The 25,118-nt window shown below is 59.0% G+C and carries 16 protein-coding genes and 2 pseudogenes; 14 read left to right on the top strand and 4 right to left on the bottom strand.

Translation table 11 applies throughout. The features are described 5' to 3' along the window. Positions 1-73: 73 nt before the first annotated feature. The 8 genes from F1640_RS02315 to F1640_RS25760 all read left to right on the top strand — a co-directional run bounded on the left by F1640_RS02315 (position 74) and on the right by F1640_RS25760 (position 12,106). On the top strand, positions 74-928 hold the full coding sequence (locus tag F1640_RS02315) for a WYL domain-containing protein (RefSeq protein WP_194917550.1): 855 nt from the start codon (positions 74-76) through the stop codon (positions 926-928). Next, positions 915-4,184 carry a helicase-related protein gene (locus F1640_RS02310; RefSeq protein ID WP_194917548.1) on the top strand — a complete coding sequence of 1,090 codons (3,270 nt, stop codon included), beginning with the start codon at positions 915-917 and terminating at the stop codon, positions 4,182-4,184. The genes F1640_RS02315 and F1640_RS02310 overlap by 14 nt, the downstream gene beginning before the upstream one ends. After that, positions 4,181-4,537, top strand: a complete 357-nt coding sequence (locus tag F1640_RS02305) for a DUF4391 domain-containing protein (protein ID WP_194917546.1) — start codon at positions 4,181-4,183, stop codon at positions 4,535-4,537. The genes F1640_RS02310 and F1640_RS02305 overlap by 4 nt, the downstream gene beginning before the upstream one ends. A gap of 311 nt (positions 4,538-4,848) precedes the next feature. Next, positions 4,849-5,630 (top strand): IS5 family transposase gene (locus F1640_RS02300; protein ID WP_202804794.1). Its coding sequence is split into 2 segments (ribosomal slippage): positions 4,849-5,173 and positions 5,173-5,630, totalling 783 coding nucleotides; the frame shifts between segments, so codons are not numbered across the junction. Further along, positions 5,557-6,063 carry a DUF4391 domain-containing protein gene (locus tag F1640_RS02295; RefSeq protein WP_255530170.1) on the top strand — a complete coding sequence of 169 codons (507 nt, stop codon included), beginning with the start codon at positions 5,557-5,559 and terminating at the stop codon, positions 6,061-6,063. Before F1640_RS02300 ends, F1640_RS02295 begins: the two co-directional genes overlap by 74 nt. Continuing rightward, entirely contained in the window at positions 6,056-8,035 is a 1,980-nt protein-coding gene (locus F1640_RS02290) for a site-specific DNA-methyltransferase (protein WP_194917544.1), read from the top strand. The genes F1640_RS02295 and F1640_RS02290 overlap by 8 nt, the downstream gene beginning before the upstream one ends. A 10-nt stretch (positions 8,036-8,045) precedes the next feature. Beyond that, complete coding sequence (locus F1640_RS02285) at positions 8,046-11,165, top strand: type III restriction-modification system endonuclease (RefSeq protein WP_194917541.1); 3,120 nt, start codon at positions 8,046-8,048, stop codon at positions 11,163-11,165. Then, positions 11,162-12,106, top strand: a complete 945-nt coding sequence (locus F1640_RS25760) for a GIY-YIG nuclease family protein (RefSeq protein ID WP_194917539.1) — start codon at positions 11,162-11,164, stop codon at positions 12,104-12,106. Before F1640_RS02285 ends, F1640_RS25760 begins: the two co-directional genes overlap by 4 nt. Positions 12,107-12,363: 257 nt before the next feature. Here the strand turns inward: F1640_RS25760 and F1640_RS02275 are convergent, their stop codons facing one another. Then, positions 12,364-13,734: an IS1380 family transposase gene (locus F1640_RS02275; RefSeq protein WP_066763960.1), complete on the bottom strand. Its 1,371-nt coding sequence runs from the start codon at positions 13,732-13,734 to the stop codon at positions 12,364-12,366. A 118-nt stretch (positions 13,735-13,852) separates the two neighbouring features. On the opposite strand from F1640_RS02275, the gene F1640_RS02270 reads away from it, so the two are divergent. The 4 genes from F1640_RS02270 (at position 13,853) to F1640_RS02255 (ending at position 18,359) form a co-directional block, all read left to right on the top strand. Continuing rightward, positions 13,853-14,545, top strand: coding sequence for a sacsin N-terminal ATP-binding-like domain-containing protein (locus F1640_RS02270; protein ID WP_375336196.1), 693 nt, complete (start codon positions 13,853-13,855; stop codon positions 14,543-14,545). Positions 14,546-14,552: 7 nt separating this feature from the next. Continuing rightward, positions 14,553-15,353: a hypothetical protein gene (locus F1640_RS02265; RefSeq protein WP_194917534.1), complete on the top strand. Its 801-nt coding sequence runs from the start codon at positions 14,553-14,555 to the stop codon at positions 15,351-15,353. Beyond that, positions 15,292-18,027, top strand: coding sequence for a DEAD/DEAH box helicase (locus F1640_RS02260; RefSeq protein WP_194917532.1), 2,736 nt, complete (start codon positions 15,292-15,294; stop codon positions 18,025-18,027). Before F1640_RS02265 ends, F1640_RS02260 begins: the two co-directional genes overlap by 62 nt. Positions 18,028-18,128: 101 nt before the next feature. Beyond that, on the top strand, positions 18,129-18,359 hold the full coding sequence (locus F1640_RS02255; protein WP_194917530.1) for a hypothetical protein: 231 nt from the start codon (positions 18,129-18,131) through the stop codon (positions 18,357-18,359). 10 nt (positions 18,360-18,369) lie between these two features. Here the strand turns inward: F1640_RS02255 and F1640_RS02250 are convergent. Further along, a pseudogene (locus F1640_RS02250) lies at positions 18,370-20,247 on the bottom strand (conjugal transfer protein TraG N-terminal domain-containing protein); the annotation flags it as partial. Between the two features lie 172 nt (positions 20,248-20,419). Here F1640_RS02250 and istA point away from each other — a divergent pair. Beyond that, positions 20,420-21,946, top strand: a complete 1,527-nt coding sequence (istA, locus tag F1640_RS02245; protein WP_194917528.1) for an IS21 family transposase — start codon at positions 20,420-20,422, stop codon at positions 21,944-21,946. An 11-nt stretch (positions 21,947-21,957) separates the two neighbouring features. Then, the gene (istB, locus tag F1640_RS02240) at positions 21,958-22,698 is read left to right on the top strand and encodes an IS21-like element helper ATPase IstB (protein ID WP_194921074.1); all 741 of its coding nucleotides are present in this window, start codon (positions 21,958-21,960) and stop codon (positions 22,696-22,698) included. 119 nt (positions 22,699-22,817) lie between these two features. Here istB and F1640_RS02235 read toward each other — a convergent pair. Continuing rightward, positions 22,818-23,660, bottom strand: a pseudogene (locus F1640_RS02235) (conjugal transfer protein TraG N-terminal domain-containing protein); the annotation flags it as partial. Positions 23,661-23,693: 33 nt separating this feature from the next. Further along, positions 23,694-25,118 (bottom strand): conjugal transfer protein TraH, encoded by a 1,425-nt coding sequence (locus F1640_RS02230; RefSeq protein ID WP_194917527.1) that lies wholly within the window; start codon positions 25,116-25,118, stop codon positions 23,694-23,696.

Genomic DNA, 25,118 nt, shown 5'->3' with positions numbered 1-25,118 from the left:
CCTCGACATCAAGCATCCACTACGCTTACCCATACAGAAACTGGTTTAGCCCAGTTTCTTGGGGGACCGGGGCATGGACAGCGAATCGGGATTGAGGCGCGGAGTTGAGAGCCGCCTCGAATTCATCGAATTCAGGCTCTTTTGGGAAGGCCATGTCAACCGCAGTGACCTGATCGAGGTTTTCGGCGTTTCGATCAATCAGGCATCGACGGATCTGAACAGATATCTCGGCCTAGCCGAAGCAAACATGGTCTACGACAAGAGCGCCAGGACTTATGTCCGTAGCTCGTCCTTCAGCCCCGTGTTCCACCAGCCAGACGCAGCCCAGTATCTCTCCCAACTCAGATCGCTTTCGGATGGCATCATTGCCGCCGAGGACAGTTGGATCGGGGGGGTGCCAAGCTTTGCCTGCGCTCCGACGCCTGCTCGGGGTGTCTCGCCCAAAATCTTGCGGGCGATGGTGACGGCGATCAAGCGGCACGAGGCGATCGAGGTCTTCTACCAATCGATGTCATCCCCCGAGCCTGCTTGGCGGTGGATCGCACCTCATGCCTTGGTGTTTGACGGGTTCAGATGGCATGCTCGCGCGCATTGCCCACGCAACAGCGCCTTCAAGGACTTTGTTCTCTCGCGCATCACCGATACGCGCTCATCGAAGCCGGCCGATGCTAAGCATTCCGGCGATAGCGAATGGGAAGAGCAGGTTGAGCTGCAGATCGCGCCTCATCCCGAATTGAGCGTTGGTCAGCGCAAGGCGATCGAGCTCGACTACGGTATGGAAGGTGGTGTGGCGACCATCCCGGTTCGACGGGCGCTCCTTTACTATGCTCTGAAGCGCCTTGGCCTCGACACGGATCCAGCAGCCCGGTCACCACAGGATCAGCAAATCGTCCTGGTAAATCGGGAGACGATCTATGCAGATCATTGATAACAATTCCCATCTGTGGGGTGACGACCTCAAGCAGACCTTGACCAAGGGGTCGCGGGTGAAGATCGCCGCCTCCTGTTTCTCGATCTTTGCCTTCGAGGCGCTCAAGTCCGAGCTCTCCAGGATCGACAGCCTGCAGTTCATTTTTACCGCGCCTACGTTCACTCCCAACGGTGCAACCGATCGGCTCACCAAGGAGCGACGGGAGTTCTTCATCCCGAAAGCTCGGCGGGAGAGCGGGCTTTATGGAACCGAATTCGAGATCCAGCTTCGCAACAAGCTGACGCAGCGTGCCGTAGCGCGCGAATGCGCAGACTGGATCCGCAAGAAGGCAAAGTTCCGGTCCAACGGGCCAAAGGCGCCGATGCAGCAGTTCATGCATGTGGCGGGCGCTGCTGATGCAGTGGCCTACATGCCCATCAGCGGCTTCACGGCGGTCGACCTGGGTTACCAGAAGGGCGATGCCGTCTCGAATTTCGTCACGCGCTTCGACGACCCGAGCCATGCGCAGATGTACCTGCAGCTGTTCGATCAGATCTGGTCGGACCCGGAGAAATTGCAGGACGTCACAGCCGCCATCTGCGACCACATCGAGTCCGTGTATCAGGAGAATGCGCCGGAGCGCATCTACTTCATGATGCTCTACAATATCTTCCGGGATTTCCTCGAGGAGGTCGATGAAGATGTCCTGCCGAACGACCTGACCGGTTACCGGGATAGCGTAGTTTGGAACAAGCTTTTCAATTATCAGAAGGATGCGGCGACCGGCATCATCAACAAGCTCGAGACCTACAACGGCTGCATCCTGGCCGACTCTGTTGGTCTCGGCAAAACCTTCACCGCGCTGGCAGTGATCAAATATTATGAACTGCGGAACCGGTCGGTCCTGGTGCTTTGCCCCAAGAAGCTCGCGGATAACTGGCGCAACTACAACACCAACCTGACCACCAACATCTTCGCCAGGGACCGGTTCAACTACGATGTCCTGTGCCACACCGATCTGTCCCGCACCTCCGGGGAATCCTTCGGCATCCCGTTGAACCGGGTGAACTGGGGCAATTACGACCTGGTCGTCATCGACGAGTCTCACAACTTCCGGAACAATGACGTCTTCAAGGATCGGGAGACGCGCTACCAAAAGCTGATGAACAAGGTCATCCGCGCGGGCGTGAAGACCAAGGTCCTGATGCTGTCGGCAACGCCAGTGAACAACCGCTTCACCGATCTGCGAAACCAGCTCGCGCTGGCCTACGAGGGACAGTCCGAGGCCCTCAGCAAGAACCTGAAGACAGACACCAGCATTGAAGAGATCTTCCGCCGGGCTCAGAAAGCTTTCAACGAATGGACATCGCTGCCTCCCGAGGAGCGGACCGCGGCGTCAATCCTCAAGACACTGGACTTCGACTTCTTCGAACTGCTCGATTCCGTGACCATTGCCCGGTCCCGCAAGCACATCGAGACGTTCTACGACACGAAGGATATCGGCAAATTTCCGCAGCGCCGGAAGCCGCTATCGTTCCATTGCCCGATTACACAGCAGCCGGACGTGATGGGGCTAAACGACATTTTCACGCAGCTGTCGGTGCTCAAGCTCGCGGTCTATGCGCCCATCAGCTACATCCTTCCCAGCCGTCTGCGTAAATACGAAGAAATCTACGACACGCAGGTCGAAGGCGGCCGCGGAAAACTGCGCCAGGCAGACCGGGAGCGCAGTCTCCAGGCGCTGATGACCACCAATCTTCTGAAGCGCCTCGAGAGTTCGGTCGCGGCATTCCGAATGACGCTGCGGTCCCTCGGCAGCAACATTTCTCGCACGCTGAGCGCTATTGAAGAGTTTGAGCGAACTGGACGCGCGGACAGCGTCAGCGACCATCTCGCGGAGATGAGTGCCTTTGATCCTGAAGACGACGATCTGGCCGGCCTGGATGAATTCACCGTCGGCAAGAAGGTCCAGATCAGCCTTGGCGATATGGATTTGCCGTCGTGGAAGCACGACCTTGCTGCCGACCTTGTTCTGATCGACGACCTGATTGCGTCGATGGATAAGGTGACACCCGGGGACGACACTAAGCTCCAGCACCTGCTTTCGCTCATGGGTCAGAAGGTCGAAGCGCCGCTGAATGCCAGTAACCGCAAGGTCCTGATCTTCACAGCCTTCGCCGATACCGCCAATTATCTCTACGACAATCTCGCGCCCTTCGCGCAGCAGCTGGGGCTGCACGTCGGCAAGGTCACCGGATCAGATTCACCGAAGACCACCCTGAAGAAATCCTACGACTTTCAGGGTGTGCTGACGCTGTTTTCCCCTCGCTCAAAGGACAAGGCTATTGTTCTGCCCAATGAGCCGGGCGAGCTGGACATCCTGATCGGCACTGACTGCATTTCGGAAGGCCAGAACCTCCAGGACTGCGATTTCCTGGTCAATTATGACATCCACTGGAACCCGGTGCGCATCATCCAGCGCTTCGGTCGGATCGACCGCATCGGCTCACCCAATAGCCAGATTCAGCTGGTCAACTATTGGCCGGACATCACACTCGACGAGTATATCAACCTCAAGGAGCGCGTCGAAAACCGGATGGTGATCGCCGACGTCACCGCGACCGGTGACGACAATGTGCTGACCGCCAAGTCGAGCGACATTGCCTACCGCAAGGAACAGCTGAAACGGATGCAGGAAGAAGTCATCGAACTTGAGGACGTGAAGGCCGGCATTTCCATCACCGACCTCGGCCTGAATGACTTCCGCATGGACTTGCTAAACTACGTCAAGGAGTATGGTGACCTCGAGAGCGTGCCCTTCGGAATGCACGCCATCGTCCCTGCACAACCAGAGCTTGGATTGCATTCGGGCGTTATCTTCGCCTTGAAGAACATCCATGACAGCGTGAATGTGAACCAGCAGAACCGGCTCCACCCATTCTACCTGGTCTATATCGGTGACGATGGCGAGATCGTCGCCGACCATACCGAGGTCAAACGGCTGCTCGATCTGATCCGCACCAGTTGTAAGGGACAGGTAGAGCCGATCCGGGAGGTTTGCCGGGTTTTCAACGAGCGGACCGATGATGGGCGCCAGATGGGCCGCTACTCTGACCTGCTCTCCAGCGCGATCCGCTCCATGATCGAGGTGAAGGAAGAAAAGGACATCGACAGCCTGTTCAGCGGCGGGCGGACCACGGCGCTCACCCACACTATCAAGGGGCTCGACGATTTCGAGCTAATCGCATTCCTGGTCATCGAGAGGGGATCATGATCCTCTACGAATGGCCTCGCGCTGCAGCTTTCGGACGCGTGATCCCCAAGAACAAGATCTACGAACATGCTGGCGCCAACACGGCGCTGAAGGACCTCTTCGTCCGCGAGGTTGATCAGATCGTCTGGTCACACAAGCTGGCGCCAGAGACAGTCAATCTGGCGGCCACGAAGTCAGTGGCCGAAATTCAGGTGTTCCGCATCACCGCGCGAACGGCAACGCTCGACCATGATGTGCTGCACGCGATCGACAAGGCCATCCCGTTCCCGCTGCTCTTCGAGTTGGTCCACGGCAACCGCGTCAAGCTGGTCGCCGCCTACAAGCGTCCTAGGCGGCGTGGACAAATTGCCTAGAGGCGAGCTTTCCAAGTGTCTTCGGGATATTTGATGATTTGTCGCCGCCATATCCAAACGGCGAACGAAAACATGATTGCTCCGGTAGCTATACCAGCACCCCATCCCTTCTGATGACCATGAAAATAGGCCACCAGAATACTGACAACGGCCGGAGCAGATAGCGCAAGCCAATCCCGTCGGGTCACTTTCCTCATGCGGCGTAATCTATCGCGAGGTGGCCGTAAAAACACCGATTTCTGCATGGTGTTTGGGAACGCGATTGACGCGATGGCCAGTCGTTGATTCAAGCCTGCTTTTTGGAGGCAGATTTGAGCCGGGGCGATCTCACCGAAGCAGAATGGCGAATTTTGAAGGGCTTGTTGCCAATCGAGCCTGAAAATCGCGGTCGAGGCAGGCGGCCGGAGCAGAACCGTTCTGTCGTCAACGGCATACTCTGGCGGCTCCGTTGCGGCGCACCGTGGCGCGATGTACCACCGAAATACGGCAGTTGGAACACGATCTATCGGCGGTTTCGACGCTGGAGTGAGGCTGGTGTTTGGGAGACCGTTGCGGTTACGCTCGCCGAAATCATGGCTGACAGCGGCCACTACAGCATCGATAGCACAACAGTCCGCGCCCACGTTTCGGCAGCGGGCGGAAAAGGGGGACTCATCGACGCGCTCTTGGCCGCTCGCGGGGCGGGTTCACCAGTAAGCTTCACTGCTTGGCTGATGCCCTCGGACGACCAGTTGCCTTCCACCTAACAGGTGGCGAGGCAGCGGACTGCAAGGCGTATGATGCTTTGATCGATCTGCCCGAGTGCACGCCCGACGCTTTGTTGGCGGACAAGGGGTATGACGCTGATGCCATTCGTGCGGATCTTGCCGAGCGGAAGATTGCTGCCGTCATCCCCGGCCGGTCAAACCGCCGCGTCAAGATCGAGCATGATCGAACGCTCTACAAGCAGCGCAACCGCATCGAGCGCATGTTCGGCCATCTCAAAATCAACCGCGCCATCGCCACCCGCTACGACCAGCTTGCCAACAGCTTCCTCGGCATGGTCCATCTCGCCACCGCCAGATACTGGCTCAAATTTGTCCACGCCGCCTAGCGAGGCGGACAGCTCGCGCTGGGTGGTGGGCGACTATTTCGAGGGTGACTGGCTACCCGAGGATGCCTCCCGAGCGTCCTTGCCGGTGGCGCTAAACCTTGGGGCGCTTTATGAGCGGCTTCTGAGCTCTTTGGTTGAGGGGCAGACGGCCCGCCTGATCCCCGGCACAGGCGACAGTCCGGCAACTCCCGGCAGTGCGACCGCACAGGAAGAACCCATCTCGCTGGAAGCGCGCATCGCGCAGGCGGAGGCTATCAAAGCCAAAACTCGCGAAGTCGATCGATTTAAAGCGCTACTGGCTCGCGAGAAGCAATTCAACAAGCGTGTGACGATAAATGCTGAGCTGCGCGCGGCCAAACAGGAGCTGGAGAGGCTCACAGCGGGGATCGCCAACACTGCTGCGTCGAAATACCAAGAGGACGATCATGGATAAGCTGAAGATGTATAGCCCCGACCTGAGCCAGGACAACATCGCCAAGATTCGCGTCCTGTTCCCCGGCTGCGTGACCGAGGCGCGCGACGAGGCGACGGGTGCGGTGCGTTTGGCCGTGGATTTCGATCAGCTGCGTCAGGAGTTAAGCGACCAGATCGTGGAAGGCCCGCAGGAGCGGTATCGGCTGGACTGGCCAGGGAAACGGGAGTCTCTGGCCGCAGCGAATGCGCCGATTGCCAAAACGCTTCGTCCAACCGCGAACGATAGTGTCAACTTCGACCGAACTCGAAATCTATTTGTCGAGGGCGACAATCTTGATGCCCTGAAACTTCTTCAGGTCCCGTATTTGGGATCTGTCAAGTTTATCTACATTGATCCTCCTTATAATACTGGTGGGGACTTCGTTTACGACGATGACTTCTCAGTAGACACGCGCACTTTTTTCCAAAAATCGATGCAATCTGACAGCGGTGGAAACAAGCTCGTTGCGAATCTTGAGTCCAACGGCCGATTTCACTCTGACTGGCTGTCGATGATTTATCCGCGGTTAAAACTCGCGCGAAATCTATTGCGGGACGATGGATTCATTGCAGTCAGCATCGATGATATCGAATGCCATTCCCTGAAGAGGATTATGGACGAGATATTCGGAGAGGAAAACTTCATCGCTGCTTTGGTTTGGGACCGCAATCGCAAGAATGATGCTAAATATTTTTCAGTAGGTCACGAGTACATGCTCGTTTATGTCAAATCCGTACAAGAGCTTAAGGATCACGAAATCAAACTCCGAGCCCCGAAGGAAGGCGTCGCAGAGGTAAGGGAGTTATTTTCCGATCTACGGAAAGAGCACGGGGAGGACTGGGCCGCTATTTCCTCCGGCCTGAGAGAATTTTACAGAACCTTTGAGGAAGATGACGCCAGACTCCCGTTAGCTCGTTTTACCAAGGTAGATGAAAAAGGCCCATATCGGGATGATGGTAACATCAACTGGCCGGGCGGAGGCGGACCCACATACGAAGTGCTGCACCCGCTCACAGGTAAGCCGTGCAAGTTGCCCAAGAGCGGTTGGCGGTATCCAACAAAAAAGCGCTTCGACGAAGAGGTCGATAAGGGCCGTATTGTTTTTGGACCCGATGAAACTACAGTTCCTCGAGTACGGACAAACCTATTTGAAAACAATGATCAGGTCTTAACTTCCGTAAGATATAGCTATGCCCAAACCGCCACACTGGAGTTTGAGCAGCTATTCGACGGGTCTCGTGTCTTTGAGAACCCAAAGAATTATAAAGATATTTCCCTTTTAGTGAATTATCTTTCCGGCCCCGACGATATCATAATGGATTTTTTCGCAGGCTCTGGATCGACACCGCATGGAGTTTTCTACGCAAACGCCACGCAAGGTGGAAACCGCCAATGCATAAGTGTTCAAATTCCGGAAGATACTGCCGAAGATAGCTTGGCTCGGGCGGCCGGCTACTCGACCATTGCTGACCTTTGCAAGGACCGCATCCGTCGCGCCGGAAAGAAAGTCCTCGAAGGCGAATGCCACCCAGATTGGAACCGCGACGTCGGCTTCCGAGTGCTCAAGGTGGATACGTCGAACATGAAAGACGTCTACTACCGCCCTGACGAGTTGAAGCAGTCCGACCTGCTCGACATGGTCGATAATGTTAAGGAAGACCGCACATCCGAAGACCTGCTGTTTCAGGTTCTGGTCGACTGGGGCGTTGACCTGACGCTGCCGATCCGCCGCGAAACTGTACAAAACAAGACGGTATTCTTCGTCGACGACAACGCCCTGGTCGCCTGTTTTGATCGTGGCGTGACCGAGGAACTGGTCAAGGAGTTGGCGAAGCGCGAGCCTTTGCGGGTCGTCTTCCGCGACAACGGCTTTGTCTCGGACGCGGTGAAGATCAACGTTGAGCAGATCTTCCGCCAGCTCTCGCCGTCAACCGACGTCAAAGCAATCTGAGGCTGCACCCATGAAGCTGAAATTCAAGGTCCAGCCTTACCAGACCAATGCTGTTGAAGCGGTGGTCGATTGTTTCGCGGGCCAGCCGAAGGTCGATGGTCTGACCTATCGCATCGACCCTGGCCAGAAGGCACAGGCGGCCGCTTTCGAGGAAGGGTTCAAAAACGCCGATTTCGCGCTGAGCGAGGCTCAGATCCTCGAAAACATCCAGGCTGTTCAACGCCGCCAGAACCTGCCTGTCGCTCAGCGACTGGACGAGTTCATGGTGCTCGACCGGCACAATCAGCGCGTGCCCACACCGGCGACCTATCGACGCGACGCGCTGGCCGCGACCCGCGTGCACCTCGACGTCGAGATGGAAACCGGCACCGGCAAGACCTACTGCTACATCAAGACCATTTTCGAGATGAACAAGCGATACGGTTGGTCGAAGTTCATCATCATGGTGCCCTCGATCGCCATCCGTGAAGGCGTTTACAAGTCTCTCCAGATTACCGCCGATCACTTCACGGAGACCTATGGCAAGAAAGCCCGGTTCTTCATCTACAATTCCAAACGCCTGCACGAGCTGGAGAGCTTCTCCTCCGATGCGGGTATCAACGTCATGGTGATCAACATCCAGGCGTTTGCCGCACGCGGCGCAGACAACCGCCGCATCTATGAAGAGTTGGACGACTTCCAGTCGCGCAAACCCATCGACGTCATCGCGTCCAACCGGCCGATCCTGATCCTGGACGAGCCGCAGAAGATGGAAGGTGCGGCAACGATGGAAGCGTTGCCGAAGTTCAAGCCGCTGATGATCTTGCGCTATTCGGCGACACATAAAACCCAGCACAACCGCATCCATCGCCTTGATGCGCTGGATGCATACAACCAGAAGCTGGTGAAAAAGATAGCCGTGCGCGGGATTCAGACGCGCGGATTGGCTGGCACCAACGCCTACCTCTACCTCGAAGGGATCGACATCTCGAAGAGGGCCCCGGTCGCCCGCATCGAACTCGAGGTGAAGCTGAAGTCCGGCGAGATTAAGCGCCAGATTCGGCGACTGGAATTCCGTGACGACCTGTTCGTCGAGTCCGGCGAACTGGATCAGTATCGCGGGTTTACAATCAGCCAGATCGATTACAACATCGACACGGTCGAGTTCACAAACGGCATCGTGCTGAATGCAGGCGAAGCCAACGGCGATGTGTCTGAGCGCGACATCCGTCGCATCCAGATCCGCGAGACGATCAAGGCGCATTTCGACAAGGAAAAGCAGCTATTTGCCCAGGGCATCAAGGTCCTGTCGCTGTTCTTTATCGACGAGGTGGTGAAGTACCGGGACTACGACCATGCCGATGAGAAAGGCGAATATGCCCGGGTCTTCGAGGAAGAATACGAGTTGCTGAAGGCCGAGTACCTGTCGGAGCTTGCCATCGATAATGAGGCGTATCGGAAGTACCTTGCCGGCATAGACCCGGCCAGGACCCACAATGGCTATTTCTCAATCGACAAGAAGACGAACCGCCTCAAGGATCCAGCTGTTGGGGCCCGCTCGGTCGATTCTGACGACGTGGACGCCTACGACCTGATCCTGAAGGACAAGGAGCGCCTGCTTTCCTTCGCCGAACCCGTCCGGTTCATTTTCTCGCACTCAGCGCTGCGCGAGGGGTGGGATAACCCGAACGTCTTTGTCATGTGCATGCTAAAGCACAGCGACAATACCATTTCGCGCCGTCAGGAAGTCGGTCGAGGACTGCGGTTGAGTGTCGACCAGCATGGCGACCGCATGGATCACCCGGCCGTGGTCCACGATATCAACGTGCTGACCGTGGTGGCCAGCGAAAGCTACAAAGATTTCGTCGCAGGATTGCAGAGGGAGATCGCGGAGACCTTGTCCTCGCGTCCGCGCCAGGCGACCGAGGCCTATTTCACGGGCAAGACGATCACCACCGAGCAGGGCCCGGTTGAGGTGACCGGCGCAATGGCGAAGCAAATTTACCGCTATCTGGTGAAGAATGACTACACCGACAATGCGGACCAGATTGCAGGCACCTACCACGACGCCAAAGCCGCCGGTGCGCTGGCGGAATTGCCGGAGGAGCTAAAACCCTATGCGGATCAGGTATTCCAGCTGATCGACAGCGTGTTCAGCGACGCGCAGTTGCCCAAGGTGGGTGATGGCCGCAAGCCCAAGACCAATCCGCTCAATGCGAACTTCGATAAGAAGGAGTTCCAGGAACTGTGGGCGCGGATCAATCGCAAAGCGGTATACCGTGTGGAGTTCGATTCTTCGGAACTTGTCAGGAAGTGCGTGAACGCGCTGGACAGCCAACTGCGCGTTACGCCGCTGCAATACACGATTCAGGAAGGCAAACAGAACGACGGCCTGACCGACGACCAGCTCCGCACCGGCGATGGCTTCACGGTTACGACCACGACTACCGAACAGGGAGGCTCCATCCATTCACTGGTGAAATATGACCTTGTCGGAAAAGTCGCCGAAAGCGCGCAGCTGACCAGAGATACCGCCGCAACCATCCTTGGCCAGACTGAGCCGGCGGTATTCGGGCAGTTCAAGATGAACCCTGAACACTTCATCACCGAAGCCTCGCGTATCATTACCGAGCAGAAGGCTGCCATGGTCATTGAGCGCTTGGCCTACGACGAAGTCGAGGAGCGTTACGACGTCGACATCTTCACTGCTAACCAGACCGGCCAGGACTTCTCACGCGCTTCTGCGAAACTCAAGAACCATGTCTATGACTATGCGATCACGGATTCGGATGTCGAAAGAGAATTCGTTAAAGAGCTGGACACGAGTACCGAGGTCGTCGTGTACGCCAAGCTCCCGCGCGGATTCCTGATTCCAACCCCGGTCGGCGATTACAATCCGGACTGGGCAATATCATTCAGAGCCGGCAACGTGCGACACATCTACTTCGTAGCGGAAACCAAAGGCACGATGTCTTCGATGAAGCTGCGGGAAATCGAAAAGACGAAGATCGAATGTGCTCGAAAATTCTTTGATGAGATTAACGGGCGGATTACCGAAGTTCGAGTTAAGTACGATGTGGTTACTGACTACGGGAAACTGATGGAATTAGTAGTCCAAGGTGTTCCTCCGACGAGCGGTAGGCCATCGTGAAGCCCCGCTCCATCAACATCTTTCTCCTGGATGGCGACCCAGATGGCATCCGGGTTGCTCAGATATCAATGTCGACGATCCAGGCGATCGCGTTCCGAAAACTACAGATGAAGCAGGTTCGAGCCACGTTCCCTGAATTAGCTCGGCCGGGCGTTTACCTGCTGCTCGGCTTCGATGAGGCGCAGCCAGATCGTCTCATGGCCTATATCGGCGAATCCGAGGGCGTGGCCAATCGGCTGCAATACCATGCCGGTAATGACAAAGGCGTAGATAGCAAACCCTTCTGGACCGAGACCATTGTCTTGGTCAGTAAGGACGAAAACCTCACCAAATCTCATGCCCGCTATGTTGAAGCTAGGCTGATCGCGGATGCAGGGCTCAATCCACGTTGGACCCTGCTTAATTCCCAGAAGGCAAGCGAGGTCGGCAAGCTACCGCTGCCGGACCGGGCAGCCATGGAAGAGTTCATCGACCAGACAAAGACGCTGGTTGGTGCTCTCGGCTGTGATCTGTTCAAGGTCGTCTCGGGCGACCTGACCAATGGTAACAAATTGGAAATCCCGGCGTCGCCATCCGCTTCAAATGTTATTTTCGCGTATCGTGGACAAGGCTTTGCTGCTCAAATGTCGATCACTGCCAGCAGCGAGTTCGTTGTGAAGAAGGGATCTATTGCCCGGATAAAAACTACGAATACAATTCCCAAGGGGACTGCCTCCTTACGTTCCGACCTACTCGCTAAGGGCATTCTGGTCGAACAGAACGACGGCCTCCTCTTCACATCAGACTATATTTTTGCATCTGTGTCGGCCGCTGCTGCCACTGTGACCGGTGCTGCAGCTAACGGCCGAATTCTATGGCGGCTGTCGGATGGTAGGACGTACGCTGACTGGGAGGAGGCTGAAAATAGCAGTCCTGCGGGTGATCCCGAACCAAAGTTCTAAGTTGCCAAAGTGTGGCATGTGACCGAGGGAAGCGCGACCGGTTTTGACGCACTCGGAACTAACGGAGCCGAGATGGAGATCAAATCTAGCCCGGCTTATTCATGAGCCCGCTGCACTGGGGCGTGCCGGGTTTGATGTGTCGGTGGCCGCGTGATCCGGGCGCGCGGTTTCGGCGGCGTTTTTCGCCGCAGCAAAACCGATGGCTTTTCGAGGTTGATGGGCGATGGCTCGGGCTTTGTGCGGCACAGCCGCGCTGGCTATGTCGGCGCTGGCCGGAGACTGGTGGCGATGGCTTTGAACACGCCGGCGTCGGGGCATGCTGACGCGAAGGCGACACGGATGCGCGAGGCGGTCTCGATGACGCGGGCGGCGACCTTGAGCAGCCGCAGGCGCAGCGTTGCGAACTCGGCAGTGGCCAGAGAGGTGGCCTTGGGGATGGCCTGCTGGACGCGCCACATCAGCCAGTAGGCGGCGGTATGCAGGATGAGGCGCATCTGGTTGGCATTGGCCGAGCGGCACGAGGTGCGATCGCTGGCCAACTGGGTCTTGTGGCGCTTGATCAGGTTTTCGGCTTGGCCGCGCGCGCAATAGAGCGTGTCGTAAATGTGCTCGGGCGAGCCTTCTGTCAGCGAGGTGACGACATAGCGGATGTCCATGCCCAGCGTGCTGGCCTCAATCCGGGCGACGACGCGGCGTTGGCTCTTCCAGCTTTTGGCGCCGTAGCGGGTCTCGACATAGTTGCGCAGGACCGGATGTTGGGCCTGGGCCCGCTTGACCGCGCAGGCATCGGCGACGGCAACGATGGCCGGATCGGCCCGCAGCGCGGCGTTGGTCGGCAAGCCGAACACGTAATCGACCCCGGCCGCCTCGCAGAACGCCATGATCTCGGGACGGGCGTAGTGCCCATCGCCGCGGATGGTGATGTGGGTATCGGGCCAGTGCTGGCGGATATGACGCACCAGGCGCCGGATGTGGCCGGCACCTTCGGCACCCGACGGCGTCTTGCCAGTGCGCAGCAGCATCGCCACCGGCCGCCCGCTCGCGGTATCGTACACATGGATCGGCAGGAAGCAGCGCTCACCGTGATGTCCGTTCCAGAACGAGAGCTGCTGATAGCCGTGCACGACATCACACGTGTCATCGATATCCAGCGTCACCGCCGCCGGTGGGGCCGGATAGCTGGCACAGTAAACGCCGATCATCGCGACCATCATCCGGGCCAGTTCACGCGTGGTCGGTGCATTCTCCCAGCGGCTCATCGTCGGTTGGCTGGCCAGCCCCGCGCCCGATCCCGGCAACTTGCCCAGCGCCAGGCGGAAGCCCGGATCGTCGCGCAGGGCATCGAGATCATCGGCGTCCTCATAGCCACACGTGATCGCGAACACACGGGCACGCAGAATGTCATCGAGGCGATGGATCACCCGCGTCGGGTCACGCGGATCGGCGATGCACGCAGCAAGCTGCCGGCAGATCCCCATCGCGCGCTCGGCCTGCGCCAGCAGCAGAACGCCGCCGTCAGAGGTCAGCCGGCCACCGTCGAACGCGGTTGTGACCTTCTTGCCGCCAACCGCTGGAAACGAAAATCCCGGTGCGCTATCATCGCTCCCGGCGGGTGTGGTCCGTGGCATAAATTGCCTCGCTGAAGGACTGGTCTAGACACCCATTTTCCTACTGCAAAGCAATCGCTTACGCCACTCCCGCCAACCCTCTCACCCGCCGCGGTGAATAAGACAGGCTAGTGGCTTGGTGCATTCAGCTGAAAGCGACATTCTTCGCCTACAGCAGATTTTGCGGGAGGGGTATGCCTCGGGCTTTACGATCTTCAAGGAGCTGCTCCAGAACGCCGAAGACGCGGGTGCTCGCCGGATGGTCGTGGCCGGTCACGCTGGGTTCGATGAAGCGACTAACCCGCTGTTGCGAACCCCTGGGCTGATTATCGCAAATGATGGTCCCGTCCTTGCCCGGCATATGGACGCGATCACCCGCGCCAGCGGCGGGAGCAAAGCGGATGAACGGTCGGCAGTGGGGCGGTTCGGTCTAGGACAAAAATCAGTCTATCATCTGTGCGACGCATTCATTGCGCTTGGCCGGGTGGAGGATCGCGAAGGCCGACCGCAAACGCTGATTATGAACCCATGGGAACAGGTTGCTGAAGCTAATGCGGCACATCGCGACTGGCCTCAGCTTTCTGCCACCGAAGCCAAGATGTTACTCGATAAGGCAGCGGCGCTAGGCATGGAGCGGGGCATGGCGCTGTTCCTTCCGCTGCGCACTCCACATCTGCGTCCCGGGGCCGCGCTGTGCCTGTCAGATACGAACTGGCACCCTGACGGTGCGATCTCAGATATCCTCGATGGTGAGGAATTGGCCGCGACATTGTGCTGCCTCCGCAATCTGGAGAGCGTGGAGATCATGCCAGGATTTGCGGGCTGCCTATGATCGAGCCGTGTATCCTGAAGATTTTTCCTCAGCAGCCCTCGCTGACGGGGATAAGCCCGCCTGGTTCACCATGCTATCCCTCGCAACCTTCCAGACACTGGGGAGGATTAAACCGGCTCAATCCCGGCAGTTTGTTACCAAGGCAATCCAAGATGGCTGGTGGCACGAACTCGCGACAATCGACCCTTGTGACGAGGAGCTGAGGCCTTTTGTCGAGCGCCTCCGAGCCTGGAGCGATCCAGATGCCGATGAAAACTACCTGATGTGGCGCAGATGCCTTCCTGATCTATGCATGATCGCGCGGCATCTCGAAAGCTACCAGAGACTGTTCCGCAAATTGCCTGCGGTGGTTGCCCAAGAGGGTGACGTGAGCCTGCGCGGACATTTGCGACCGGCATTCTCTCACGTTGCCGCTCGTATGGGCATTGAAGCTGCCCCTCTAGCAAGATCGCTTGGCATTGGCGCCAACTGGCTTGTGCGCGAATTGGGCCGCAAAGGTATCTATTCTCAGGCACAATTCGAGCAGATCATGCCTTATGGCTGGAGTGCGGCGGAACGCGTCCGACGCCTCGCTTACACGCTCGGTATGGGCCAGTTTGAGCGTGGCATCGACGAGGGACGTGCCCTGTATGGAGCGGTAGAGCGTCGCATTGGTGAAGCCGCTCATTTCGATGGCGATGGTGATTTGCCATTGCACGTGATCACACTTGCCAAGCACCGCGATGACCTCGTGTCGATCCTTCACGATGCAGACGTTGACGAATGGCCAGACAATAATTGGGACGATGCAGAAGATGACGATGCCTGAAACACTGGCCGCTGACGCGAGAGTCACTCACCCACGCCACGGCTTGGGGCAAGTTATTGCCGATGCAGGAGAATTCGTCGTTGCGCGTTTCGGCGCGACGATCCAGCAGGTTCTTCGCACAGAACTCACGCTTGCTCGGTCGCTAGATCAAGCGCTGTCGACCGGGACTTTCGACGACAGTGCCGAGACTTTGATGCGGGCCAGCGCCATGGCAATCCGGTCCGTTAACGATCAGTGGGGGGTGTTTTCTCGATCACGCGTCCAGCTGCTCCCGCATCAACTCTGGGTTTGTCACAAGGTTAATCGAACTTTCCCGTTCCGCTGGTTGGTGGCCGATGACGTGGGGTTGGGCAAAACGATCGAAGCCGGTCTGGTGCTCATGCCTCTGGTTGCTCGGGCTCAAATTCGCCGCCTGCTGGTATTGGCACCAGCAAAGCTAGTGCCCCAATGGCAGAAACGCCTGCGGCAGATGTTCGATATCCGCCTGCAGGTCTACGATCGCTCCGTTGATACACCTGCTGTGGATTTCTGGGATACGGCAAACATGGTGGTCGCGTCGGTCCACACGCTGCGCCGGGAAGTTGCAGACGGACGCTCTGAAGGTAGCCGGTTTCTTGCGGCCGATCCTTGGGACGCGGTCGTGGTCGATGAGGCGCATCATTTGCACGCGGATGAGCGCACGGGAGAGACCCTTTCCTTTCAGCTCCTTCGCGCGCTGGAGGAACGGCACAGAATTCGTTCTCTTCTTCTGTTCACGGGCACACCACATCGGGGCAAGGACTTCGGCTTTCTGTCATTGCTGAGCCTCCTCGATCCGGATCAGTTCGGACCTGAGCACGACATCGACGAGCAACTGGCCAAGCTTCCGGATGTGATGATCCGTAATAACAAGGCGACCGTTACCGATCTCAAAGGCAACCGCCTTTTCACGCCGGTCACAGTGCAAACAAGGGAGTACGCCTTTAGCGCTGCGGAAAGCGCATTCTACGAAACGTTGAGTGCCTTCATCATCGATGGGCGAGCATATGCATCGACCCTCGATGGCCGGGCACAGTCGGCAAGAATGCTCTTGCTGATTGCGCTGCAGAAGCTTGCGGCGAGTTCGATTGCTGCGATCCGAAGCGCCTTGACCAAACGCCGCGCCAAGCTCGCAGATGTTGCTGAACAGGCACGTACGCCTTCTGTGTCCATATCGGAGGGTGATGACGACGAGACATTGGACGATCGCGCGCGGGCTGACGAAGAGGCGTGGGGCAAGATGCTCGCCGAACTGATGGAGGGCGAGATCGCTCGCCTGGATGAGCTGCTTGCGTTGGCTGCACCCATTCAGCAAGAGCGGAAGATCGAGCGACTGGTTGATCTCATCGAGAGCGATTTGCCCACCGGCGAGCCAGTGCTGCTCTTCACCGAATACAAAGCAACCCAGGCTCTCGTCGTTGATGCCCTGCATGCTCGATTTGGTCACGGTTGCTGCGGCTTCATCAACGGTGATGAACGCTTGGACGAAGTCACCAAGGCGGACGGTTCGCGGGGCCCGAAAAGTTGGTCGCGCGATGCGGCAGCGGAAGCTTTCAACCAAGGTACGATCCGCTTTCTGGTTTCAACCGAGGCAGCGGGCGAAGGGATCGATCTTCAGGAGCGCTGTGCGACGCTCATTCATGTCGACATGCCCTGGAATCCCATGCGGCTTCATCAGCGTGTCGGCCGCCTGTCGCGCTACGGTCAGACAAGGCCGGTTCAAGTGTTCATTCTGAGGAACCCAGACACGGTGGAGGCGCGCATTTGGGACCTCCTGAACGCCAAGCTCGAGCGAATCCAGCGCACCTTGGACGAGGCAATGGATGAGCGAGAAGACATCAGCCAGCTCGTCATTGGCATGACTGGTCCAAGCGCCTTTGAAAAGATTTTTGCTGCAGGCCAGACCCAGCCGCGAGAAAGCCTCGATCGGTGGTTCGACCGGGAATCTGCTACGATTGGCGGAGAAGACCTAGTCGATAAGGTCAAGACCATGCTTGGCAATGTCACTCGCTTCGACTTTGCCCAAGTTGGAAGAAATCTTCCGCAGGTTGATCTCCCGGATCTCGAACGATTCTTCTCGATGATGATGGAATCGAAGGGGCGGCGCGTTTTCCGGAGGGACGATGGTCTAGACGTTCTGACGCCGGAGAAATGGGCCGACGAAGACTACGCCATGCAGGATCGGTACAAGGGGCTGCTGTTCGATCGCAATGCTCGCTTAGGCAATGGCGAAGGCCCAGTCCGTCTTGTCGGTGTGGGGCACACGCTTTTCGATCGAGCGCTGAAGGAAGGGGAAAACCTCCAATCGGCTCTGGCGACCTGCACGCGATTGCCCGCTCCATTGCTTGTCGCCTCAGTCGAGGATCAGGTCACTGGCCAGGACCACTCGGTTACCCAAATTATCCTAGGTGCCTGGCGCGATAAAACAGGTCAGATCCATGTTCTCCGAGACTGGGAAGTCCTTCAGCTATTGAACACGTTAGGTCGCTCGGACAATCCGAAGTCGCCTGAAATCGATATCTCGCAAATGCGGGCGCTCGAGGCTGATCTCCTTGATTCAATGTCGCAAAGTTTGCCGACTGTTGCGGACATGATGACCCGTCCAGGCATCCGAAGCGAGATATTGCTCTTGCCCGATCAAGACACCGATACGTGACGGCCTAGAACGAATTGGAGGAGAGGTTGCGCACTCTCCGCAGCGGGGCATGTTTTGCTGGTTACCGTCCTCGTTTCTGCTATGTTCCAAGGAGCGGCGAGATGAATGCAATCATGAGCAACTTTGACATCGATCCTGGCAACCGACCTGCCTCCCGGAATTGGGAGGGTCTGTCGGAGCTTGATCAGGCGCTCCGCGAGAATCGTCTGATGGAATATCGGATCAAGAAGTCATGGGCCGACCCATGGGGGCGAAAGCTGACGATAATTGGCGTCATCGTTATTGGCGCAGTTTTCGGGTTTCTTGCTGGAGCGTCCTTCGGCCTGTGGTGACCGTTGCAGGTCACCACTCCTTCACATCATCCGCTGCCTCGGCGCTGGCACCTTGCGCTCCCTTGGTGATCGCGTCCAGACGTGCTCTAGAGCCGGCAATCTTCTGGCGACCGGACGCCTGAGCCCTTTGCACCTCTTTATGGATGTCGCCGGCACCCACACGTGGTACGGAACCGGAACCCCCGCCGCCGGTCTGTGCTCGGCCGCGCACCGATCCCAGGCTTGAAATGGCCGGTCGGGATACGGGCAGTCCGGGGGCGAGTACGAGGCGATCGTCGATCCCGTCGCGAAGCTGCTCGGCATAACTTTCAACGAATTTTGCCTGCAATGCTTGGCCTTCCGCACTGAGCTGGAAAGTGACGTCGTCGAACCGAGCGTTGCCATAATAGTCACGGTTGCTTTCGATCTCGGCGAGACCCCATTCTCGGTAGGCTTGTGACAGATTGAGATTGCCTGCAGCGCTGTTGCCCTCAAAGAACGACGCCTGGCTCTCAAGACGATTGGCAAGCTCCTCGGCTCGGCGAGCCTCGATAGTGAAGCTCTGCGCTTCCGTCAGAGAGGCATTCATGCCGCTTGCGGTTGTCGAGATCGACGAGCTGCTCGAGGTGCTCACTGAGCGAACGAACCCATCGCGGGTGCTCGACCAATTGCGGCTGTCAGACATCTGGGACAGGCTCCCAAAGATCCGGGAACGGTCTTCGGATGCGATGCCGATGTCGCTGTCGGTCCATGTACGTGTCCCGCCGCCCTTCGCTCCGATGCTTCCAGACAGCACGCCATTTGAAATTCCGGCCTTTGCCCCGGCTTCGCCGCCGAGGAACCAGGCCGTTGAAATGTCATCGGCTGCTCTGCGCGATAGTCCGAATTGCCGCTGCAGACTGGTCGATGCCTGATCGACCTCGCTGAATGCGGTCTGGATGCTGTCGGAGTTCGAGGTGCCGGTCGCGCTCTCGAAGGATGCGCCTCGGCTGAACTGGTCCCTGAGCTCGCGGAACTTCGTGACGGCGCTGGTCGTCGATTCCGTTGCGACATTAGCATAGGTCTCACTGTTGGCGCGGGCTTGGGACGCCATGGTCGAAAGCCGCGATGTGAACTCCTGGCCCAGCGTCGGCGTAAAGGGATAACTGGAGTTCGGGATATGGTCGTAGCTGCCATCCGGGAAGCTTGTTGTCATCGAGCCGGTGTCGCTGAACGTTCGCGTCTGCGGTGCACCATAGGTGAAGCTTGGGGCAATAGTGCCTTGGGCGAACTGACGGGTGAGGACACTCGAGTTTTCGAAGCTAGTGTTGCCGAGCGAGACATTGCCGGTGCTCGCCTCTCGGGCCGCTTCTTCCGCCGCGTTCTGGCTCGGGTTGAGGTAGCTGGTCGCATGGTGCGAGATCGCCATCGCGCCCTTCGCTACACCGCCGGCGAGGAACGGCACCGAGGCGATGAGGTAGCCTGCCAGCAGGCCAATATCGCTGTTCACGTCTGCCATGCCAGTGAAGCTAGCAAGGCTGAGGCCGTTGCTGCCCGTGACCGCGCTCATGTCAGCCGCGCCCTTGTACATCAGCATCATGTGGAGGATGACGAACAGCGGTCCCCAGGCCGCGAGATAGAAGAAGCCCGTCACATAGCCCTTGAGTGCGACCGGCCCCGTCTTGGGAAGCAGGAATAGGGGAAACAGCACTGGGAAGAGGGCGTAGAACAGCACCGTCAGCACGACGTTAAGGAGCGGGACCCACTTCATCGCGTTGCTCGCAATCGAACCATAGGTCCGCTCGGTCTGAATGTCGGCTCGGGTCTGGGCGTAGACGTCGACATTGCCCGCGCCGCTGCCGCCGGACATCGAGTGCATGGCCTGGCTCATCGCATTGATCGTCAGCGTCTGCTTGAATGCGGATTCCGAGGTCATGCCGGCCACCATTCCGATTTGATCCCGGCCGGCATTCCGACCTGATCCCGGCCGGCATTCCGATTAATTCCCGGCCACCTGCCGGGGGATGAGAAGCCTGATCGTTGGGCCATCCTTGCGGCTGCGTGTGAGCCGGGAGGACTGGATGCCGACGAGGAGGCCGAAGATGCGCGATGTGCGCGAAGTATTGAGATTGCACCGGGAAGGCTGTGTCCCGATGCGCGAGGTGGCCCGTATGATGGGCATTGCACGCTCGACGGTGCGAGACATGGTGGTCCGCTTCGAGCGCTCGGGGCTTTCCTGGCCGGTTCCGGCCGAGATCAGCGACGCGGAACTGGAAGCCCGGCTTTATGGGCCTGCCGGGGTAAAGCCGGGCAGACGCAAGCAATCCGAGCCCGACTGGTCGGTGGTGGCACGCGAGCTGAAGCGCAAGCACGTGACGCTGCAGGTCCTGTGGGAAGAATACATCGCCGCTCATCCCGACGGTTATCGGTACAGTCGCTGGTGCGAGCTGTTCCGCAACTGGGAAGGCCGGTTGTCGCTGGTGATGCGCCAGAGCCATGCCGGCGGCGAGAAGCTGTTCGTCGACTACGCGGGCGACACTGTCCCGGTCGTGATCAACCGCCGGACCGGCGAGATCCGCGCCGCGCATCTGTTCGTGGCGGTGCTGGGCGGCTCGAGCCTGTCGTTCGCGTGCGCGACCTGGACGGAGCAGTTTGCTGACTGGGCCGAGGCCCACAACGCCGCGTTCGCGTTCTTCGGCGGCGTGCCGCGGTTGCTGGTGCCCGACAATGCCAAGGTCGCGGTGATCAAGGCCTGCAACTTCGATCCAATGGTCAACCGCAGCTACACCGACCTCGCCCGCCATTACGGTACGGCGGTGCTCCCGACACGAAGCCGGAAGCCGAGAGACAAGGCGAAAGTGGAGGCTTGCGTCGGCATCGTCGAAAGATGGGTGCTGGGCCGGCTGCGCAACCGGATCTTCTACAGTCTGGCCGAGGTCAATGCGGGCATTGCCGAGTGCCTTGCCGATCTCAACGACCGGCGCGTGCTACGCCAGTTCCAGAAGACCCGGCGCGAACTGTTCGATGAGGTTGACGCGCCCAACCTCAAACCGCTGCCTGCCGAGCCCTGGGTCCATGCCCAGTGGAAGCGCTGCCGGGTCGGGCTCGACTACCATATCGCGCTCGAGCAGCATCACTACTCGGTGCCGCATCGCTTCGCCCGCCGTGAGGTAGAAGCCCGCTTTACCGCACGCACTGTCGAGATCTTCCTGGGCGGCGAGCGCATTGCCGTTCACATGCGTGGCAGCGGAAATGGCCGGCACACGACTGTGCCCGAGCATATGCCCTCGAGCCACCGGCGCTATCTGGAATGGACGCCCGCGAAGATCCGCGACGAGGCGGCCCGGATCGGGCCGATGCTGTCGCTGTTGGTCGAGCGCATCATCAACGATCGGCCGCATCCCGAACAGGGATACCGCTCGTGCCTTGGCATCATCGGCTTGGCCAAGCGCTTCGGCGCCGATCGGCTTGAAGCCGCCGCGGTCCGCGCTCTGGAGATCCAGGCGCGCAATTATCCTTCCGTCAAATCGATCCTCGAAAAGGGGCTCGACAAGGTGCCCGTGTCCAAAGCCCCGGAGCGCGAGCCGATCCTGCACGACAACATCCGGGGCTCCCAATACTACCATTGAGAGGAACAATGATGCTCAGACACCCAACCCTTGATCAATTGAACCAGCTCGGCCTGACCGGCATGGCGCACGCCTTCGCCGACCTCGACAACAACGGCGATGCCGCCAGCCTGAACCACGCCGAATGGCTGGCGTTGCTGCTCGATCACGAGGCTACCTGGCGTAACGACCGGCGCCTCGCGCTGCGCCTGCGACACGCCAAGCTACGGCACCACGCTGTTCCCGAGGACGTCGATTACCGCGCTGCGCGCGGGCTCGACCGCCGGTTGTTCGAAATGCTGCTCAAGGGCAACTGGATCGCCGCCCACGAGAACTGCGCGATTATCGGGCCAGCAGGCGTCGGCAAAAGTTGGCTTGCCTGTGCAATCGGCCACCAGGCTTGCCGGGACAATCGCTCGGTGCTCTACACCCGCCTACCGCGCCTGATCGATGACTTGTCGCTGGCCAAGGGTGACGGCCGCATCGCGGCCCGAATGAAGAGCCTGGCGCGCGTCGACCTGCTCATCCTTGACGACTGGGGGCTTGAGCCGCTCGACGGCAATGCCCGTCATCACCTGCTCGAAATCCTCGAAGACCGTTACGGCCGTCGATCAACGTTGGTGACCAGCCAGCTCCCAGTAGCCAGCTGGTTCAATCTGATCGGCGACCCGACCTACGCCGATGCCATCCTCGATCGCCTCGTTCACAACGCCCATCGCCTAGAACTCTCCGGCGAATCCATGCGCCGAAATCTCCACGCTCAAGCCGCTTGACCCACTCAAAACCTGCATGCCAATAATTACCCACGATCTGGCTTCACCCGGCCGGCATCATATCGGAACAGTGACCGGGATCAGATCGGAATGGGCGGCCGGGATCGTCGGAATCAGCACTTGAAGATCTCGGTCGCGTTGGCCGAGACCCCGGTCAGGTACTGATAGGCGACCGGCAGATCGGCGAAGAGCTTCGCTTTGGCTAGCGCGGCCGTCTGGTTGGGGTAGAGCTGTCGGCCGAATACCGAACCCATCGCATCGACCAGTCCGGCCCACTGCGCATTGAGCGTGTCGTAAGCCTCGCGGCAAGTCACGATGTTCGAGCTCACCTGGCCAGTGGTCGCATCGCGTGTCAGGAACCGTTGCGCGCGAGCCTGGCTGCCGGGGGCTATCGTCGCCCAGATGTCGCCCGTCTCCGCCAGCTCCTTCATCGAGTAGCGGCCGAGCAAGACATCGTAGAACACGCACTGCCGGAAATGCTCATCGAGATTGGCGGCGAACTCGGGATCGGAAATCCGCAACGACCGGGTCGCATCGTAGAGCCGCGCGCCGTAGATCATGCCGTTCTTTGAATAGTTGAGATCGCCAGGCAGGCCGAACACCACCTCGGCCGAGCCCGTCAAATAATCGCCGACCTGGCTGGTAAAGCTCGCCATGAGAGCCAGGCCCAGCGGCACATTGCTGACATTGGCCGGCGCAAGGCTCGGATTGAGCCGGTCGGTCACATGGACATCGAGCCGCGGCACCATCAGGCAGGAGTAGATGAGCGTGGCGCCCAGGAACCAGTTGATCCACGCCCGCCAGTCCTGGTTGAATGCCAGTGTCAGGGCGGAAAGGCCAAGACCCATCACCATGACCACCTGGAGCAGGCTTTTGTAGCCGCCATTGCCGGTCCAGGCAGCGACTGCCTGGAAGACGTTGACCAGATAGTCGCCGCCGCCGACCGTGAAAATCTCGACCATGTCTATTGTCCCGCCTGGATGTGGTTGGCCCGGTCAGTGGGTGAGGGCGCGGCTCTGGACGCCGCGCGACCAGTCGAGCGATGCGGCCATGCCGGGAGACATTGAGGCAGCCAGCACGTTCTCGATGAACGCCGTCTTCTCGATGATCTGCAGCACCGCATTGACCTTGAGATGCGTGTTGGCCTGCCGATCAGCCAGCGCCTGACGCACGACATTGACTTGGCTCTGCCACATCGCGATCTTCGCTTCGTCGGCCCCAATGAAGCTCGACATTGAGCGGCCAGCCTCGCTGACAATTCGGTCGAGCACGGCAAACAGCAGGTCGACACTGGCGATCTCGGCCAGGGTCTCGCGGTCGTCGGTCGGCATGCCGCGGCCATAGGCCGCCTGGACGGTCAGGATCTTGTAGAGCGGGATCGACGCGACCTGCAGCAGTTCCTTCTGCTCTTCGGTGATCGCTGTATCATCGCGGATCGCCTGAACCATCCCGCCAATGAGCGCCGCGACGCGCGGCCGCAGCGCTTTCGATGCGGGCAGGCTCAGCGACTTGAAACCTGGGTTGAGGCACTTCTCCGTCTCGTCGCAGTCGAAGATCAGGACATTGCCATTGGTGGTGCCATCGAGCAGCGAGGTGACGAGCGTTGACGAGGCTTCGCCGACGATCGGCACGAACTTGCCCGGTTCATCATCCTTGGGCGGCACGTAGATGATCGTGCCCAGCAGCGTCATGGCATATTCGGCGAGCTCTTTGTCGAAGCGGCCTCCGGGCGAGAAGAACGCCGACTTCTTAAGGATCGTCCAGGTGTAGTTTCGCGGCACGCCGGGATTGACGTCGTCATACTTGCCCGAGCCTTGCGCGGTCGTGCTCGAACGCTGCCCCCTAGTGCCGCAGCCGTGCTTGGCCGCGGCATAGTCGGTGAAGATTCCCTCGGAGTTGCCGATCGCTTCGCAGACCGCCTTGTCGGCAAGGTCGCCCTTCGGCCAGATCCCGCCCACCAATCCTTGAGCCATCTCGCAGGAGTTGATGTTGAGGTTGTTCATAAGCTGAGCCTTCTGGCTGAACTCCTGCATAATTTTCGAGCATTCCGGGCAGACCGTGTCGATCGCGAGGCTGAAGGCAAAGCCGACCGCATTGTTGGCGACCGCCTTCAGCATTGCCACGATCTCGCTCGCGTTGATGAAGCTGAACGAGCCGGCGAAGATATCGATGCCGCCGCAACCTGCGCGGGCGCGCGGCAGCTGCAAGTTGGCGATGTTTGTCGTCTTCTGGGGAAAGCGCGTCCAGACATTGCCGAGGCTGTAATAGCCAGCCGACTGCCCCTGGAACGCGGTCGGCCCGTTGATGTTGGCTGCGCCTCCGACGTCGTTCAGAAACGAGTCCATTGAACTGCCAACGTCGGCCGATGCACTGGTGAGAGGAAGAGTGGCTGCAAGGATCGCAGCGACAGCCTTTTTCAT

Origin of the sequence: Novosphingobium sp. NBM11, from assembly GCF_015390225.1 — a bacterium.
In the GTDB taxonomy this organism is placed as follows: domain Bacteria; phylum Pseudomonadota; class Alphaproteobacteria; order Sphingomonadales; family Sphingomonadaceae; genus Novosphingobium.
The sequence above is the reverse complement of the archived record's forward strand: the minus strand, read 5'-3'. Positions and strand labels throughout refer to the sequence as shown.

Excerpts from the sequence above, each read along its gene's own strand:
- F1640_RS02310 (WP_194917548.1), top strand. The coding sequence starts at position 915 with ATGCAGATCATTGATAACAATTCCCATCTGTGGGGTGACGACCTCAAG.
- F1640_RS02230 (WP_194917527.1), bottom strand. The coding sequence starts at position 25,118 with ATGAAAAAGGCTGTCGCTGCGATCCTTGCAGCCACTCTTCCTCTCACC.
- F1640_RS02255 (WP_194917530.1), top strand. The coding sequence starts at position 18,129 with ATGAATGCAATCATGAGCAACTTTGACATCGATCCTGGCAACCGACCT.
- F1640_RS02315 (WP_194917550.1), top strand. The coding sequence starts at position 74 with ATGGACAGCGAATCGGGATTGAGGCGCGGAGTTGAGAGCCGCCTCGAA.
- F1640_RS02305 (WP_194917546.1), top strand. The coding sequence starts at position 4,181 with ATGATCCTCTACGAATGGCCTCGCGCTGCAGCTTTCGGACGCGTGATC.
- F1640_RS02285 (WP_194917541.1), top strand. The coding sequence starts at position 8,046 with ATGAAGCTGAAATTCAAGGTCCAGCCTTACCAGACCAATGCTGTTGAA.
- istB (WP_194921074.1), top strand. The coding sequence starts at position 21,958 with ATGCTCAGACACCCAACCCTTGATCAATTGAACCAGCTCGGCCTGACC.
- F1640_RS02275 (WP_066763960.1), bottom strand. The coding sequence starts at position 13,734 with ATGCCACGGACCACACCCGCCGGGAGCGATGATAGCGCACCGGGATTT.
- F1640_RS02290 (WP_194917544.1), top strand. The coding sequence starts at position 6,056 with ATGGATAAGCTGAAGATGTATAGCCCCGACCTGAGCCAGGACAACATC.
- istA (WP_194917528.1), top strand. The coding sequence starts at position 20,420 with ATGCGCGATGTGCGCGAAGTATTGAGATTGCACCGGGAAGGCTGTGTC.
- F1640_RS02260 (WP_194917532.1), top strand. The coding sequence starts at position 15,292 with ATGCAGACGTTGACGAATGGCCAGACAATAATTGGGACGATGCAGAAG.